The organism is Neoroseomonas alkaliterrae, from assembly GCF_014199195.1.
GTDB lineage: Bacteria > Pseudomonadota > Alphaproteobacteria > Acetobacterales > Acetobacteraceae > Neoroseomonas > Neoroseomonas alkaliterrae.
Genome location: NZ_JACIJE010000012.1, coordinates 26,428 through 40,570, shown reverse-complemented (window position 1 = coordinate 40,570; position 14,143 = coordinate 26,428). Strand labels below are relative to the sequence as shown.

General features: G+C 72.0%; 13 protein-coding genes. 8 read left to right on the top strand and 5 right to left on the bottom strand.

Translation table 11 applies throughout. The features are described from left to right. Positions 1 to 7 precede the first annotated feature (7 nt). A complete protein-coding gene (locus FHS88_RS17745; RefSeq protein ID WP_184486815.1) occupies positions 8 to 1,375 on the top strand; it encodes an MmgE/PrpD family protein in 1,368 nt (455 codons plus the stop codon). A gap of 1 nt (position 1,376) precedes the next feature. Here FHS88_RS17745 and FHS88_RS17740 read toward each other — a convergent pair whose 3' ends face one another. Both FHS88_RS17740 and FHS88_RS17735 read right to left on the bottom strand, forming a co-directional pair. Then, a complete protein-coding gene (locus FHS88_RS17740; protein ID WP_184486814.1) occupies positions 1,377 to 2,924 on the bottom strand; it encodes a D-aminopeptidase in 1,548 nt (515 codons plus the stop codon). A gap of 46 nt (positions 2,925 to 2,970) precedes the next feature. Then, positions 2,971 to 3,978 carry a VOC family protein gene (locus FHS88_RS17735; protein WP_184486813.1) on the bottom strand — a complete coding sequence of 336 codons (1,008 nt, stop codon included), beginning with the start codon at positions 3,976 to 3,978 and terminating at the stop codon, positions 2,971 to 2,973. A 205-nt stretch (positions 3,979 to 4,183) separates the two neighbouring features. Between FHS88_RS17735 and FHS88_RS17730 the strand changes: the two genes are divergently transcribed. The 6 genes from FHS88_RS17730 (at position 4,184) to FHS88_RS17705 (ending at position 11,573) form a co-directional block, all read left to right on the top strand. Beyond that, complete coding sequence (locus tag FHS88_RS17730) at positions 4,184 to 4,972, top strand: VOC family protein (protein ID WP_184486812.1); 789 nt, start codon at positions 4,184 to 4,186, stop codon at positions 4,970 to 4,972. A gap of 23 nt (positions 4,973 to 4,995) precedes the next feature. Next, on the top strand, positions 4,996 to 6,588 hold the full coding sequence (locus FHS88_RS17725) for an ABC transporter substrate-binding protein (RefSeq protein WP_211842353.1): 1,593 nt from the start codon (positions 4,996 to 4,998) through the stop codon (positions 6,586 to 6,588). After that, entirely contained in the window at positions 6,585 to 7,562 is a 978-nt protein-coding gene (locus tag FHS88_RS17720) for an ABC transporter permease (RefSeq protein WP_184486810.1), read from the top strand. The genes FHS88_RS17725 and FHS88_RS17720 overlap by 4 nt, the downstream gene beginning before the upstream one ends. After that, on the top strand, positions 7,562 to 8,395 hold the full coding sequence (locus tag FHS88_RS17715) for an ABC transporter permease (protein WP_184486809.1): 834 nt from the start codon (positions 7,562 to 7,564) through the stop codon (positions 8,393 to 8,395). Before FHS88_RS17720 ends, FHS88_RS17715 begins: the two co-directional genes overlap by 1 nt. After that, the gene (locus FHS88_RS17710) at positions 8,392 to 9,978 is read left to right on the top strand and encodes a dipeptide ABC transporter ATP-binding protein (RefSeq protein ID WP_184486808.1); all 1,587 of its coding nucleotides are present in this window, start codon (positions 8,392 to 8,394) and stop codon (positions 9,976 to 9,978) included. Before FHS88_RS17715 ends, FHS88_RS17710 begins: the two co-directional genes overlap by 4 nt. 629 nt (positions 9,979 to 10,607) lie before the next feature. Further along, entirely contained in the window at positions 10,608 to 11,573 is a 966-nt protein-coding gene (locus FHS88_RS17705; protein ID WP_184486807.1) for a Bug family tripartite tricarboxylate transporter substrate binding protein, read from the top strand. Here FHS88_RS17705 and FHS88_RS17700 read toward each other — a convergent pair whose 3' ends face one another. Then, entirely contained in the window at positions 11,574 to 12,035 is a 462-nt protein-coding gene (locus FHS88_RS17700) for a MarR family winged helix-turn-helix transcriptional regulator (protein ID WP_184486806.1), read from the bottom strand. Positions 12,036 to 12,105: 70 nt separating this feature from the next. Here FHS88_RS17700 and FHS88_RS17695 point away from each other — a divergent pair, with 70 nt between their 5' ends. Continuing rightward, positions 12,106 to 12,504: a nuclear transport factor 2 family protein gene (locus FHS88_RS17695; protein WP_184486805.1), complete on the top strand. Its 399-nt coding sequence runs from the start codon at positions 12,106 to 12,108 to the stop codon at positions 12,502 to 12,504. Here FHS88_RS17695 and FHS88_RS17690 read toward each other — a convergent pair whose 3' ends face one another. Further along, positions 12,505 to 13,032 (bottom strand): hypothetical protein, encoded by a 528-nt coding sequence (locus FHS88_RS17690; RefSeq protein WP_184486804.1) that lies wholly within the window; start codon positions 13,030 to 13,032, stop codon positions 12,505 to 12,507. Beyond that, positions 13,029 to 14,135: an alanine dehydrogenase gene (gene ald, locus FHS88_RS17685; RefSeq protein ID WP_184486803.1), complete on the bottom strand. Its 1,107-nt coding sequence runs from the start codon at positions 14,133 to 14,135 to the stop codon at positions 13,029 to 13,031. Before ald ends, FHS88_RS17690 begins: the two co-directional genes overlap by 4 nt. Between the last annotated feature and the right edge of the window lie 8 nt (positions 14,136 to 14,143).

Here is a 14,143-nt window from a genome sequence, read left to right as displayed (position 1 = left end):
GACGCCCATGACGACGCGCGCGCTCGCGGAGTTCGTCGCCGCGCTGCGGCACGAGGATCTGCCCCCCGAGGTCATGGCGCAGGCGGCGCGCGTCGCGCTCGATGCGATCGGCTGCGCCGTCGCGGCCTGGACCGAGGACCGCGAGAAGGCACGCATCGCCCGCGACATCGCTGCGATGTATCCGGCGCAGCCCGGGGCGGGGGTGATCGGCGCGGCGGGGCTCGCCGCCCAGCCCGCCTTCGCGGCGCTGGCCAACGGCATCCTGGTGAACGCGGCGGACAATGACGACACGCACAAGCGCGCGCTGCTGCATGTCGGCTCCGTCGTGCTGCCCGCGTCGCTGGCGCTCGCGCAAGCGCGCGGGTTGGGCGGGCGACCGATGCTCGCGGCCATCGTCGCGGGCTACGAGGTGGCGGTGCGCGTCGGCATGGCGGTGATGCCCACGCATTACCGCTTCTGGCATTCGACCGCGACCAACGGAACCTTCGGCGGCGCGGCGAGCGCGGCGCATGCCATGGGCCTCGATGCCGATGGCGTGCAGCGCGCGCTGGGCCTCGCGGGGACACAGGCGGCGGGGCTCAACACCTTCTTCGAATCGGGGGACATGACCAAGAGCCTGCATCCGGGCAAGGCGGCGCTGAACGGCGTGCTCTCGGCCCAGCTCGCGGCCCTCGGCATGACGGCCCCGCCGGGCATCCTGGAGCATCCGAAGGGCTACCTCGCCGCCTTCTCGCTGGAGCCCAGGGCGTCGGCGCTGACGGAGGGCCTCGGCACGCGCTGGGAGATCCTGCAGAACGGCTTCAAGTTCTTCCCCTCCATCCTCGCGAGCCATTCGCCCATCCAGGCGACGCTGGCCATCGTCGCACGGCACCGTCCGGACCCCGCGCGCATCGCGCGCATCACCAACGAGACCTACGACACGGTGAAGTCGCATTTCTCCGCCAAGGAGGCGGCGACGCCGATGGCCGCGCGCGTCTCCGTCCCCTACTGCATCGCCGCCGCTGCGGTGGATGGCGCGCTGACGCAGGCGCAGTTCGCGCCCGGGCGGATCCACGACCCGCTGATCCGCCGCGTGCTCGACCGCACCGAGGTGATCGCCGACCCCGCGCTGAACGCGCTCTATCCCGCGAAGTTCCCGGCGCGCGTGACCATCACGATGGAGGACGGGCAATCCTTCACCGAGACGGTGATGCTCCCCAAGGGCGACCCCGGCGCGCCGCTCAGCGATGCGGAACTCGAGGACAAGTTCCGCGGCAATTGCGAGCCGCTGCTCGGTGGGGCGCAGGCGGCGCGCCTCAGGGACGCCATCCTGCGCCTGCCCGATGGCGGTTCCGTGGAGGCCGTCTCCGCCTTGCTTGCGCCCGGCGCGCCGTGAATCACGCCTTCGCGTAGAGCAGCCCGCGCGCGAGCCAGCACCCCACGCGCACGCCGCGCACCGCGCCCGCATCGTCGCGCTCGAAGGCCAGCGTCCAGTCGCCCGGCGGGGAATGGTCCAGCGCGCGCGGACAGGGCAGCGCCCATAGGTCTGGGCCGATCGGTTCCAGCAGTTCCATCCGCCCCTGCCCGAGGAAGCCGGAGAAGGCGCCATAGGCGACGCCTCCGCCGTCGGTGATGGTGAGTTCCGCATCGAGTTCCGCGCAGCGGTAGCGGCCCGCGATGTCGTGGCGTGCCTCGCCGCCGGCCGGGCGCAGCAGGCTCGCGAGGTTCTCGGCCGGGCGTTCCATCCGCAGGCCCCGCGCCGTCATCGCGAGCCGGACGCGGCCATTCGCCGCGCTGCCGTCCGGCTGCATGACGAGCCACTCCGCGACATGGCCGAAGCGCAGCCGCAGGCGGCCCTCGGGCTGCAGGTCGAGCCGCGCGGAAAGGCCGGTCTCCGGTTCCATATAGGCGCCGGCCCAATCCGGCGGCGGAGGGGGCGCGGGCGGCGTCGCGCGCGGCACGCCGAGCGCGGCCGCCAGCAGGTCCAGCGCGGCGGCATGCGCGTCCGAGAGATGGTTGAACAGCACGACGACCGAGAGCCGCTCGGCCGCCACATGCAGGCGGTGGCTGCGCCAGCCGCGCAGCGCGCCGCCATGGCCGGTCAGCGCATGGCCGAACTCCTGCGCGCGATGCAGCCCGAAGCCGTATTCCGCGCGCGCGCCGTCCGCGAAGACGACGGGCGCGGAGAGCCTCGCATACAGCGCGCCCGGATCCTCCCGCGTCGCGTCGATGTGGCGCTCCCAGGCGATCATGTCGTCGAGCGAGGCGCCGAGGCCGGCATCGCCCGTCCACAGGAGGCGATTCTCCGCCGCGCGGAAGCCCGTCGCCTGGCCGCCTTCGTAGCCCTCGGTCCCGTCGGGCATGGCGCGGGTGTCGGCGGCGAGGAAGGCGCTCTCCATGCCCGCGCGGTCGAAAACGCGCCGCCGCAGCAGTTCCGCGAAGCCGCGGCCCGTCCGTTTTTCCAGTATGTCCGAGACAAGGCGGAAATTCTGGTTGACGTAGGAATAGCGCGTGCCCGGCGCGAAATGCAGCGAGCGCGTCGCGCCGATGATGTGTGCCGCCTCCACGTCGCCGAAGGGCGCTTCCACCGGCGAGCCGTGCAGCATCGCCACCGCCCAGTAGTCGCGCAGGCCCGACTGGTTGTGGCAGAGGTGCAGCATCCCCGGCGCCGCGCCTTCGAGCAGCGGCAGCCGGGCGCGCACATCCCCATCCAGCACCGACGGATCCGGGAACTCCTCCAGCAGCACGCCGCAGGCGAACTGCTTGGTGATGGAGCACATGCGGAACAGCGTGCGCGGGGTGAAGGGGATGCGGCGCTCGGCATTGGCGTAGCCCCAGGCGTGGCGCAGCAGCACGCGGCCCTCGCGGAGCACGGCCAGGGCGCCGCCGGGGCCGGGATAGGCGCGCGGAATCGCCGCGGCAGCCTGTTCGAGAGGATCGGTCATGCGCGCAGTCTCTCCCGCGCGCGGCGCGGGCGCAAACGCGGGGCGGCTAATCCGCGGCGTCGCGCACGGCGGCGTCCCACCAGGCGCACTCGCCCCGGCGCAGCGTGTGGTTGCCGGCCAGCACCTGCACCGGCGCGCGCACGCCCTGCGCCGCCGCCTCCATGCGCAGCCGCGCCGCGGCCTCGCGCAGTGCGGGCGGCGCGAGCAGGCGCTCATGGCCCCAGAGGCTCGGGCCGTGCGTCTCCTCCCGCGGCACCCAGGTTGCGGGGTCCACGGCGCGGCCGCCCCAGCCGTATTCCATCAGGAAGCCGCCGGGCGTGGTGGCGTAGAAGCTCGTCATCCAGTCGTTGGTGTGGCGGCCGAGCGTGGTCGCGACGCGCCCCTCCTGCGCGAGCGCGAGGTCGTAGCCCTGGCCGACGTCATCGAGGCTGAAGCATTCGACCATCAGGTGATGCAGGCGCGGCGCGGGCCCTTCGATCAGCGCGAGGCTGTGGTGCCGCGGATTGCAGTGCAGGAAATACGCCTTGAAGGGGTCCAGCACGAAGTCCGAGACGCGGAAGCCGAGCAGCCCCGTGTAGAAGGGCAGCACCGCCTCCAGCCGCGGCACCAGCAGCACGGCATGGCCCATGCCGAGGGCCCCGGTGCGGAAGCCGCTGATGCAGCGCCCGGGCAGGAAGGGCTCCGTCGTGCTCTCGCAGCCATGCACCAGTTCGATGCGGTTGCCGAGCGGATCGGTGCAGACCGCCATCCCCGCGACGCGCCGCTGCGCGCAGAGCGCCGCATCGCCGCGCATGACCGGAACGCCGGCATCCTCGAGCCGCGTGGCTAGCGCATCGAGCGCGGCGGCGTCCGCGACCTCCCAGCCGAAGAAGGCCGGCCCGTCGGCGGCATCGGGCGTGACCAGCAGGCGCTGGCGGCGGTCATCCATGCGGAAGACGAGCTGCGCGCGGCTGCGCTCGGCAAGCTGCATGCCCAGGAGCTGCGCGCCGAACGCCACCCAGTCGTCGAGCGAGCGCGCATGCAGGCCGACATAGCCGAGCGCCTGAACCGCCATGGACCCATCCTCCGCCCGCCGCGATCCCTGCCAGTCTAGCCGGGTCGGCGGCGTTCCGGGAACGTGCCGGACGAAGGCGCGGCACCGCATGTCCCGCTTCGGCGAAGACCATCGCCCGGCGGAGCCCCCGCGGGGAAGGCCCTGTCCGTTGTTGCGACGCAACACGCGCGATGCCTAGAGTGACCGGACCATCCTGGGGGCTTCCATGATCCCGACCCTGACCGGGCTCGACCATCTCGTCGTTGCGGTGCGCGACCTCGATGCCGCGGCGCAGGCCTGGCGCGCGCTCGGATTCACGCTCTCGCCCCGCGGCCTGCACAGCGCGCATATCGGCAGCGCCAACCACACGATGATGTTCGGGCGGGACTACCTCGAACTGCTTTCGCCCGTCTCGCCGACGCCGCACAACCAGGCGCTGCGTGATTTCGTGGCGGTGCGGGATGGGCTGGATCGCGCCGCCTTCACCACCACCGACGCGGCGGCCGGCGCCGAGGCGCTGCGCGCGCGCGGCGTGCCCGCCATCGGCCCGGTGGAGTTCGGGCGGCCCGTGCCGATGCCCGACGACACGGTGGCGGAGGCGCGCTTCTCGGTCTTTCGCTGGCCGCCCGAGCAGCGCGTGGGCGGCCTCGGCATCTTCGCCTGCCAGCACCACACGCCCGAGGCGGTGTGGGTGCCCGCCCTGCAATCCCACCCGAACGGCGTGACGCGCATCCTGCGGGTTCTGGTCGCGACCGCCGATCCGGCCGGCGGCGCCGCCGGGCTTGCCGCCGCGATCGACGCGCCGATGCTCCGCGACGGCGAGGTGCATCTCGTGCAGACAGGCCCGGGCCGGGGCGATGTCGGTTTCGCGCCGCGCGCGGTCATCGCGCGCCTCGCGCAATGCGAAGAGGCCGCCCTGCCCGAGGAGGGCGGCGCGGCCATCGTGCTCGGCACCGCCACGCCGCGCCCGCCCGGCTTCGCGACCGGCGTCGCCGTGATCTTCGAAACCCCCTGATGGCCCGCGACAGGAGACCCACCATGACCGGACCGACCCGCCGCGACATGCTGCTGATGGGCAGCGCCGCCATGCTGCCCGTGCCCGCGATGGCGCAGGAGACGCCGCGCCGCGGCGGCGTGCTGACGGTGCACTTCGCCACCGAGCAGCGCATCCTCAACCCTTCTCTGCAGGCCTCGACCGGCGTCTACATCGTCGGCGGCAAGATCCAGGAGGCGCTGCTCGACCTCGACGCGCAGGGCAATCCGGTCGGCACGCTGGCGGAATCCTGGGAGAGCGCGCCGGACGGGCTGACCCACACCTTCCGCCTGCGCCGCGGCGTGACCTGGCACGACGGCAGGCCCTTCACCTCCGCCGACGTGCAGTTCACGGCGATGGAGATGTGGAAGAAGATCCTGAACTACGGGACCACGCTGCAGCAGTTCCTCGAGGCGGTGGACACGCCGGACGCGCATACCGCGGTATTCCGCTATTCGCGGCCCATGCCGCAGGGGCTGCTGCTGCGCGCGCTGCCCGACCTCGGCTACATCTCGCCCAAGCATGTGTTCGAGTCGGGCGACATCCGGCAGAACCCGGCCAACACCGCGCCCATCGGCACCGGCCCGTTCCGCTTCGTGCAGTACGAGCGCGGCCAGTTCATCATCGCCGAGCGCAACCCGAACTACTGGCGCGAGAACATGCCCTATCTCGACCGCATCGTCTGGCGCGTCGTCGGTGACCGCGCGGCGGCGGCGGCGCAGATGGAGGCGGGGCAGATCCTCTTCGCGCCCTATTCGTCGCTGAGCATCGCCGACATGCAGCGCCTCGGCCGCGACCCGCGCTTCGAGGCGACGACGCGCGGCAACGAGGGCAATGTCCGCACCAACACGCTGGAGTTCAATTTCCGCAATCCGGTTCTGGCCGACATCCGCGTGCGCCGCGCCATCGCCCATTCGCTGAACGTCCCCTTCTTCATCGAGAACTTCCTCGGCCCCTTCGCCAAGCCCGGGACCGGGCCGATCCCCTCGGTCTCGACCGACTACTATCCCGGCCCGGACATGCCGCAGTACCGCTTCGACACCGCGCTGGCGAACCGCCTGCTTGACGAGGCCGGCCACCGCCGCGGGGCGGGGGGCGTGCGCTTCACGCTGCGCCTGCACCCGGCCCCCTGGGGCGAGGACATCGCGCTGTGGTCCACCTTCATCCAGCAGTCGCTCGGCCAGGTCGGCATCCGGATCGAGATCGTCCGCCTCGACGCCGCGGGCTATCTGCGCACGGTGTATCGCGAGCACGCCTTCGACCTCGCGACCGGCTGGCACCAGTACCGCTCGGATCCGGCGGTCAGCACCACGGTGTGGTACCGTTCCGGCAGCCCGGTCGGCGCGCCCTGGACGAACCAGTGGGGCTGGAAGGACGAGCGCATCGACGCGATCATCGACGCCGCGGCGACCGAGGTGGACCCGGTCAAGCGCAGGGCGCTCTACGCCGACTTCGTACGCGCGGTGCAGACGGAACTGCCGCTGTGGATGCCGATCGAGCAGATCTTCGTCTCGGTCTTCAACCGCCGCATCCGCAATGCGGGGAACAATCCGCGCTGGGCGTCCTCGACCTGGCACGACACCTGGCTGGCGCCTTGAGGGTCCTGCGTCTCGCGGGGCGGCGGCTCGCCGCCTCGCTGCCCACCCTGCTGCTGATCCTGATGGGCATGTTCCTGCTGCTGCAGTTCGCGCCCGGGGACACGGTGGACGCGCTGATGGCGCAGATCGGCGGCGGCGACGCCGCCTTCGCGGAGGAGATGCGCCGCTTCTACGGCCTCGATGCCGGGATCGCGGCGCAGCTCTGGAACTACCTGCTGCGGCTCGCGACCCTCGATCTCGGCTTCTCCGCGATCTACGGCAAGCCGGTCGCGACCGTGATCCTCGAGCGCCTGCCGCCGACGATCCTGCTGATGGCCTCTGCGCTGTCCTTCGCATTCTTCTTCGGCCTCGTGCTCGGCGTGATCGCCGCGCGACGGGTCAACCGCTGGCCGGACACGCTGATCTCGACGCTGGGGCTGATCTTCTACGCCACGCCCTCCTTCTGGTTCGGGCTGATGGCGATCGTGGTGTTCAGCGTCTATCTGCAGTGGCTGCCGGCGGGCGGCTTCTCGGATATCACGCAGTCCTACACCGGAATCGCCGCGGTGCTCGACATCGCGCGGCATCTGGTGCTGCCGACGCTGACGCTGGGGCTCATCTTCCTCGCGATCTACCTGCGCATCATGCGCGCCTCGATGCTGGAGGTGCTCTCGCTCGACTTCGTGCGCACCGCGCGCGCCAAGGGCCTGAGCGAGACGCGGGTGGTGGCGCGGCACGTGCTGCGCAACGCGATGCTGCCGATGGTCACGCTGATCGGGCTGCAGGCGGGCACCATGCTCGGCGGATCGGTGGTGGTCGAGAGCGTCTTCGCCCTGCCGGGCCTCGGGCGGCTGGCCTATGAAAGCGTCGTGCAGCGCGACCTCAATACGCTGCTTGGCATCGTCTTCGTCTCGGCGCTGCTCGTCATCGCCATCAATTTCGTCGTGGACATTCTCTACGCGCGGCTCGACCCGCGCATCTCCTCGGAGTCCTGATGCGCGCGCTCAAGGCCTATCTGCGCAGCCCGCCGGCGCTGATCGGCAGCGTCATCCTGCTCGCCGTGCTGGTGATGGGCATCGGCGCCCACTGGTTCTACCCGGGGGATCCGCTCGGCCTTGCCGGGCGCCCTCTGCAATGGCCGGGGCAGAATCCGCGCTTCCCGCTCGGGACGGATTCCTCGGGGCGCGACATCGCGGCGCAGCTCTTCCACGGGGCGCGGGTCTCGCTGCTGATCGGCTTCGTCGCCACCTCCATCGCCGCGATGATCGGCATCGCGATCGGCGCGCTGGCGGGCTTCTACGGCGGCGCCGTGGACACCGCGCTGATGCGCGTGACCGAGGCCTTCCAGACGCTGCCCAACTTCCTGCTGCTGCTGGTGCTCGTGGCGGTGTTCGGCAGCACCATCGAGACGGTGACGATCGCCATCGGCATCGTTTCCTGGCCACCCGTGGCGCGGCTGACACGCGCGGAGTTCCTCACCCTGCGCACGCGGGATTTCGTGCAGGCGTGCCGGGTGCAGGGGTTGTCGGATGCGCACCTCATCCTGCGCGAGGTGCTGCCCAACGCCCTGCCGCCCGTGATCGTCTATGCCTCGGTGGTGATGGCCGTCGCCATCCTGCTCGAGAGCGCGCTCGCCTTCCTGCAGCTTTCGGATCCGAACGTGCCCTCCTGGGGGAACCTGATCGGGCTGGGGCGCAACGTGCTGCGGACCGAGTGGTATGTCTCGGCCATTCCGGGTGTCGCGATCCTGATGACGATCCTCGGCGTCTCGCTGGTCGGCCAGGGGCTGAACGATGCGCTGAACCCGCGGCTGGCCAGCGGGCGATGACACGGCTTCTCGTCGAGCATCTCACCATCCGCCTGCCTCGGGGCGCGGACCGGGAGAACGCCATCGAGGATGTCTCGCTGAGTGTTGCGGCCGGCGAGATCCTCTGCGTGGTGGGCGAAAGCGGCTCGGGCAAGTCGGTGACCGCCTCCGCCGTGATGGGGCTGCTAGCGCCGGGCCTCGCCATCACCGCCGGGCGCATGGCGCTGTCGGGGGAGGAGCTGCGCGGCAAGTCGTCCGAGCAGTGGCGCAGCATCCGCGGCCGCCGCATCGCCATGGTGTTCCAGGAGCCGATGACCGCCCTGAACCCGCTGATGACGGTGGGCGAGCAGATCGGCGAGATGTGGCGGGTGCATCTCGGCCTCGATGCGAAGGAAGCCGCGCGCCGCGCCGTCGCCGCGCTGCGCGAGGTCAGCCTGCCGGACCCCGAGGGCGCTCTGCGCGCCTATCCGCACGAACTCTCGGGCGGCCAGCGCCAGCGCGTGATGATCGCGATGGCCCTCGCGCTGGAGCCCGAGGTGCTGATCTGCGACGAACCAACCACGGCGCTCGACGTGACGACGCAGGCGCAGGTTCTTGCGCTGATCAAGGACCTCCAGCGGCGCCACGGCACGGCGGTGATGTTCATCACCCACGATTTCGGCGTGGTGGCCGAGATCGCCGACCGCGTGGCCGTGATGCGCCTCGGCCGCGTGGTCGAGCAGGGCACGGCGCGCGAAGTCCTCACCAACCCGCGGCACGACTACACCAGGGCGTTGCTCGCTGCCGTGCCCGGCCTGCACGCGCCGCCGCCGCGTGCGCTGGCCGAGGAGGCGGTGCTCGAGGTGCGCGCCCTGACCAAGACCTACGCCAGCCGGGGCCTGTTCCGCCGCCGCAAGCCCGTGCGCGCGCTCGATGCCGTCTCGGTCACGCTCCGGCGCGGCAGCACGCTCGCGGTGGTGGGCGAGAGCGGCTCGGGCAAGTCCACGCTGGCGCGCTGCGTCGTCGGCCTGCTCGGCGCCGATGAGGGGGAGGTGGTGATCGCCGGGGCGCGCCTGCCGCCGGACCGGCGCGCGGCCTCGCGCCTCGTTCAGATGGTGTTCCAGGATCCCTATGCCTCGCTCAATCCGCGCCGGCGCGCCGGCGCGCAGGTCGCGCAGGGGCCGATCGCGGCCGGCACGCCGCGCGCCCAGGCCATGGCGGAGGCGCGCGAACTCTTCGTGCTGGTCGGCCTCGATCCGGAGTCGGTGGACCGCTTCCCGCATGAGTTCTCGGGCGGGCAACGCCAGCGCATCGGGATCGCCCGCGCGCTCGCGATGAAGCCGCAGGTGCTGGTGGCGGACGAGCCGGTCTCGGCCCTCGATGTCAGCGTGCAGGCGCAGGTTCTGGCGCTGCTGCGCGAACTGCAGGAACGGCTCGGCCTGTCCATCCTGTTCATCACGCATGACCTGCGCGTCGCCGCGCAGCTCTGCGACGAGGTGGCGGTGATGCGGGGCGGCGTGGTGGAGGAGACGGGCCGCATCGGCGAGGTCTTCGCCGCCCCGCGCAGCGCCTATACCCGCAGCCTGATCGAGGCGATCCCCGGCCGCGCGCTGTTCGGGGCGTGAGCGCAAGGGGACGGCAACCCAGGCCGCTGTCGCCGGACTGGCTCAGGCGGACGTCCTTCTCAGCGTCTGTGGGTGATCTTCGATCCAGCATCCTTTCGCGCGCCATGGTCGAGCCCGCAGCACCGTCGCGCGGTGTTTGGCGGTCAGCACGTCGCACCGGACAGTCCCGCATCGGGGGTGGCCTGCCGGGAAGGAATGACGTCGCGGCGTATGGGGCGGCGCTGGACGGCGCACCCATCGCGCGGTTCGCGCGGCGCTCGATCGCGGTGACGAGGCGGGTGGCCCTGCTCCTTCGGAGCGGCGCCGGCCTGGCGCAGCCGGCACCTGACACTGCTCAGTGTCCGTCTCGGAAGGCGCGTGCTGCGCCGCCGGCCAGCGCATCAGCGATTTCCCTTCGGCGACACGCTTCCGGGCGGAAAACTCCGCATCCCTGTCGGGCGTGGTCTGAAACCATCCCGATCGCGCCGGCCTCCGCCCCATCATGGGCCAGCCGCGATGCGGCGGCCGTGCCGGGACTGTCGGTGCGGGGTCGTCGCGCCTCCGACCTGCGGGTCAGACACGGCGTTCAGCCTTGGCGCCGCGCCGCCGGCGGTGGCAGGCTGGCGGCAACGACAACCGGAGGACCGTCCATGACCATCGCCATCGGAAGGCGGGCCCTGCCCGCGCTCGGCCTTGCCGCCGCGGGCGCTGCCCAGGCCCAGGCGCAGTGGAACCCGACGCGCCCGCTGACCATCGTGGTGCCCTTCCCGCCGGGCGGTTCGACCGACGTGACCGCGCGGGCGCTTGCCGAACGCATGGTGCCGCTGCTGGGGCAGAACATCGTGATCGACAACCGGCCCGGCGGACAGACGGTGATCGGGGCGGAGGCGGTGGCGCGCGCCGCACCCGACGGCCACACCATGCTGATGTCCTCGGGCACCACGCTGACGATCAACCCGCTTATCGGGCGCAACCTGCCCTACCGGCCCGAGGATTTCGCCCCCGTCCTGCATGTCGCGACGCTGCCCTTCTGCATCGCCGTCAAGCCCGGCATCCCGGACACGCTGGAGGGCTTCGTCGCCCATGTGCGCGCCAATCCGGGCCGCGTGACCTGGGGGCACAACGGGCGCGGATCCTTCAACCACATCGCCGGCGCGCTGATCGCAGACCGCCTCGGCCTCGACTGGCAGGATGTCGGCTATCGCGGCGATGCGCACCAGATGACCGACCTGCTGGCCGGCACGCTGGACAGCGTGCTGGTCGGCGGGGCGACCGGCCTTGCGCTCGCGCGCACGGGCCGGGCGAAGATCATCGGCTGGACCGGGGAAACGCGGCTGCCGAACCTGCCGGACCAGCCGGTGTTCAACGAGATCTGGCCCGGTCTCGTCGCCATCACCTGGTTCGGGCTGCTGGTGCCGGCGCGCACTCCGCCGGCCGCCGTCGCGCGCCTCAATGCGGCGGCGGGCGCCGCACTTGCGGAAGCTGCCGTGCGCGACCGCCTGCTCAACGAGGGCATCCAGGCGGCGGGGGGAACGCCCGCCGATTTCCAGGCGTTCCTGACGCGCGAGGCGGAACGCTGGCGGCCGCTGCTGCGGCGGCTCGACATCCAGCTCTGATCAGCGCGCGCGGCGGTCCTGCTCGATCGCCGCGACCCATTCCTCGAGCGCGCGGCGCAGGCGCGCGGCGCGCTTGGCGCCGATCCGCCCGGCCAGCCGCGCCTCGGCCTCGGCGCCGAGTTCGAGCAGCGCGGCGACCACCTTCTCCCCCTTCGCCGTCAGCGTCACGAGGCGGGCCCGGCCGTCGCGCGGGTCGGGCAGGCTCCGGACATGGCCCGCGGCCTCGAGCCCGTCCACCAGATAGGCCATGGACTGCTTGGTCATGCCCGCGCGCTCGGCGAGAGCGGTGAGCCGAGAGCCGCCCGGCGCGATGTGGCGGAACACCGCGGAATGGGCGGGGCGGATCTCGGGGAAGCCGCGCGCGGCGAGGCCGCCATAGACCTCGCGCTGCAGGGCCTCGTAGGGCAGGCGCAGCAGGGCGCCCAGGGTCTGGCGGCGTTCGGGGGCGGGGCGATCATCCATGTTGCATGCTTGACAGACCGTCAGAACATCTGTCAATCAATCGTCAGTCCCCCTGACGAAAGAGGCTCCGATGGATCCGATCGCCCGCAACCTCGCCACAGTCGAGGCGCATATCCGCGACGAGGCGCGCGACCCCGCCCTGGTGATGGGCCTCTACACCGACGACATCGTGCTCGAGATGCCGACGCGCGGGCTGCGCCTGACCACCCGCGAGGCGATCGAGGCCAACTACCGCGCGATGTTCGCCTCCATGGCCGATGTCGAGATCACGCCAGGCACGCGCTTCGCCACCGCCGATCATGTCGTGGACGACTGCACCGTGCGTTTCCGCCTGACCGGGGCGGGTGTCGCCAACGCGCCGCTGCCCGTCGGCAGCCTGGTCGAGATGCGGCTGCTGCACCTTTTCGCCATGCGCGACGGCCGCATCGCGTGCGAGACGGTCTATGAAGGCTGGCGCCGGATCGGCTGATCAGTCCGCGGCAATACGCACCGGCGCGGCCGCGAGGCGGCGGAACAGCGCCCGCTTCCGCGCGATGGGCAGCCAATCGTAGAGCAGGATCTCGGCCGGCTTCCACAGCGCGACCCAGCCCACGATGACGAAGCTCTCCTGCACGAAGCGCGCGAGGCCGCGCGCCTCGCCCTCCGGCGTGAGCAGGAGCGCGATGCCGAGGCAGGCGGCGAGGATGGCGAGCCCGACCGCAAGCGCGGTGCGCCCCTCGCGGAAGTTGCGCCGCAGGTCGCGCGTCGCGGCCTCGGCGCGGCGGGCGAAGTGCCCGGTGACGGCGGTGGGCAGCGCGGCGGCGGCCGGCGTCGCGGCCTCGGCCGGCGGCAGGTGCAGCACGATGGCGAGCGGCGCCTTGGGCGGCAGCTCCCCCGCCCAGTCGAGGATGTACTCCTCCGCCTCGGTGGCGAGGTCGCCTTCGCGGAAGGGCGTGGGATCGAGCGTGTTGAAGAGCTGCGCGGGGCTGCCGAGGCGGATCTCGATCGGCGCCGTCATGGCCCGAGCGTCCCGAGCGGCAGGCCGAGCGCCGCGGCCACCGCGGGATGCGTCACCGCGCCGGCATGCACGTTCACCCCGGCCGCGAGGTGCGGGCTCGCCTCGGCCGCGCGCCGCCAGCCCATCTGCGCGATCTGCAGCGTGAAGGGCAGCGTCGCGTTGTTCAGCGCCACCGCCGAGGTGCGCGCGACCGCGCCCGGCATGTTGGTGACGCAGTAATGCACGACGCCGTCCACCACATAGGTCGGCTCGGCATGGGTGGTGGGGCGGGAGGTCTCGAAGCAGCCGCCCTGGTCTATCGCGACGTCCACCATCACGCTGCCCGGGCGCATGCGCGCCACCGTCTCGCGGCTGACAAGCCGCGGCGCGGCAGCGCCGGGCACCAGCACCGCGCCGATCACGAGGTCGGCCTCCAGCACGGCGCGCTCGATCGCATCGCGCGTGGCGAAGAGCGTGTCCACCAGCCCGTTGAACTCGATGTCGAGCGCGGCCAGCACGCGCGGGTTGCGGTCCAGCACCGTGACATGGGCGCGCATCCCGTTGGCGATGCGCGCCGCGTTGGATCCCACCACGCCGCCGCCGATGATGACGACGCGCCCGGGCGCCACGCCCGGCACGCCGGAGAGCAGGATGCCGGAGCCGCCGGCCTCCTTCTCGAGGCAGCGCGCGCCCACCTGCACGGCCATGCGCCCGGCCACCTCGCTCATGGGCGCGAGCAGCGGCAGGCCGCCCTGCGCGTCGGTGACCGTCTCGTAGGCGATGGCGGTGCAGCCGCTCTCCATCAGCCCCTTCGCCTGGGCGGGATCGGGGGCGAGATGAAGATAGGTGAAGAGCACCTGGCCGGGCTTCAGCCGTGCCCATTCGAAGGGCTGCGGTTCCTTGACCTTCACGATGAGCTCCGCCTCGGCGAAGACCGTCGCCGCATCCGGTGCGATGCGCGCCCCGGCGGCGAGGTAGGCCTCGTCGGGAAAGCCGATGGCCGCGCCCGCGCCGGTCTCGACGAGCACCTCGTGCCCGTTCAGGACCAGTTCGCGGACCGATCCGGGCACGAGGCCCACGCGGTATTCGTGGACCTTGACTTCCTTCGGGACACCGACGCGCATGGGACTCT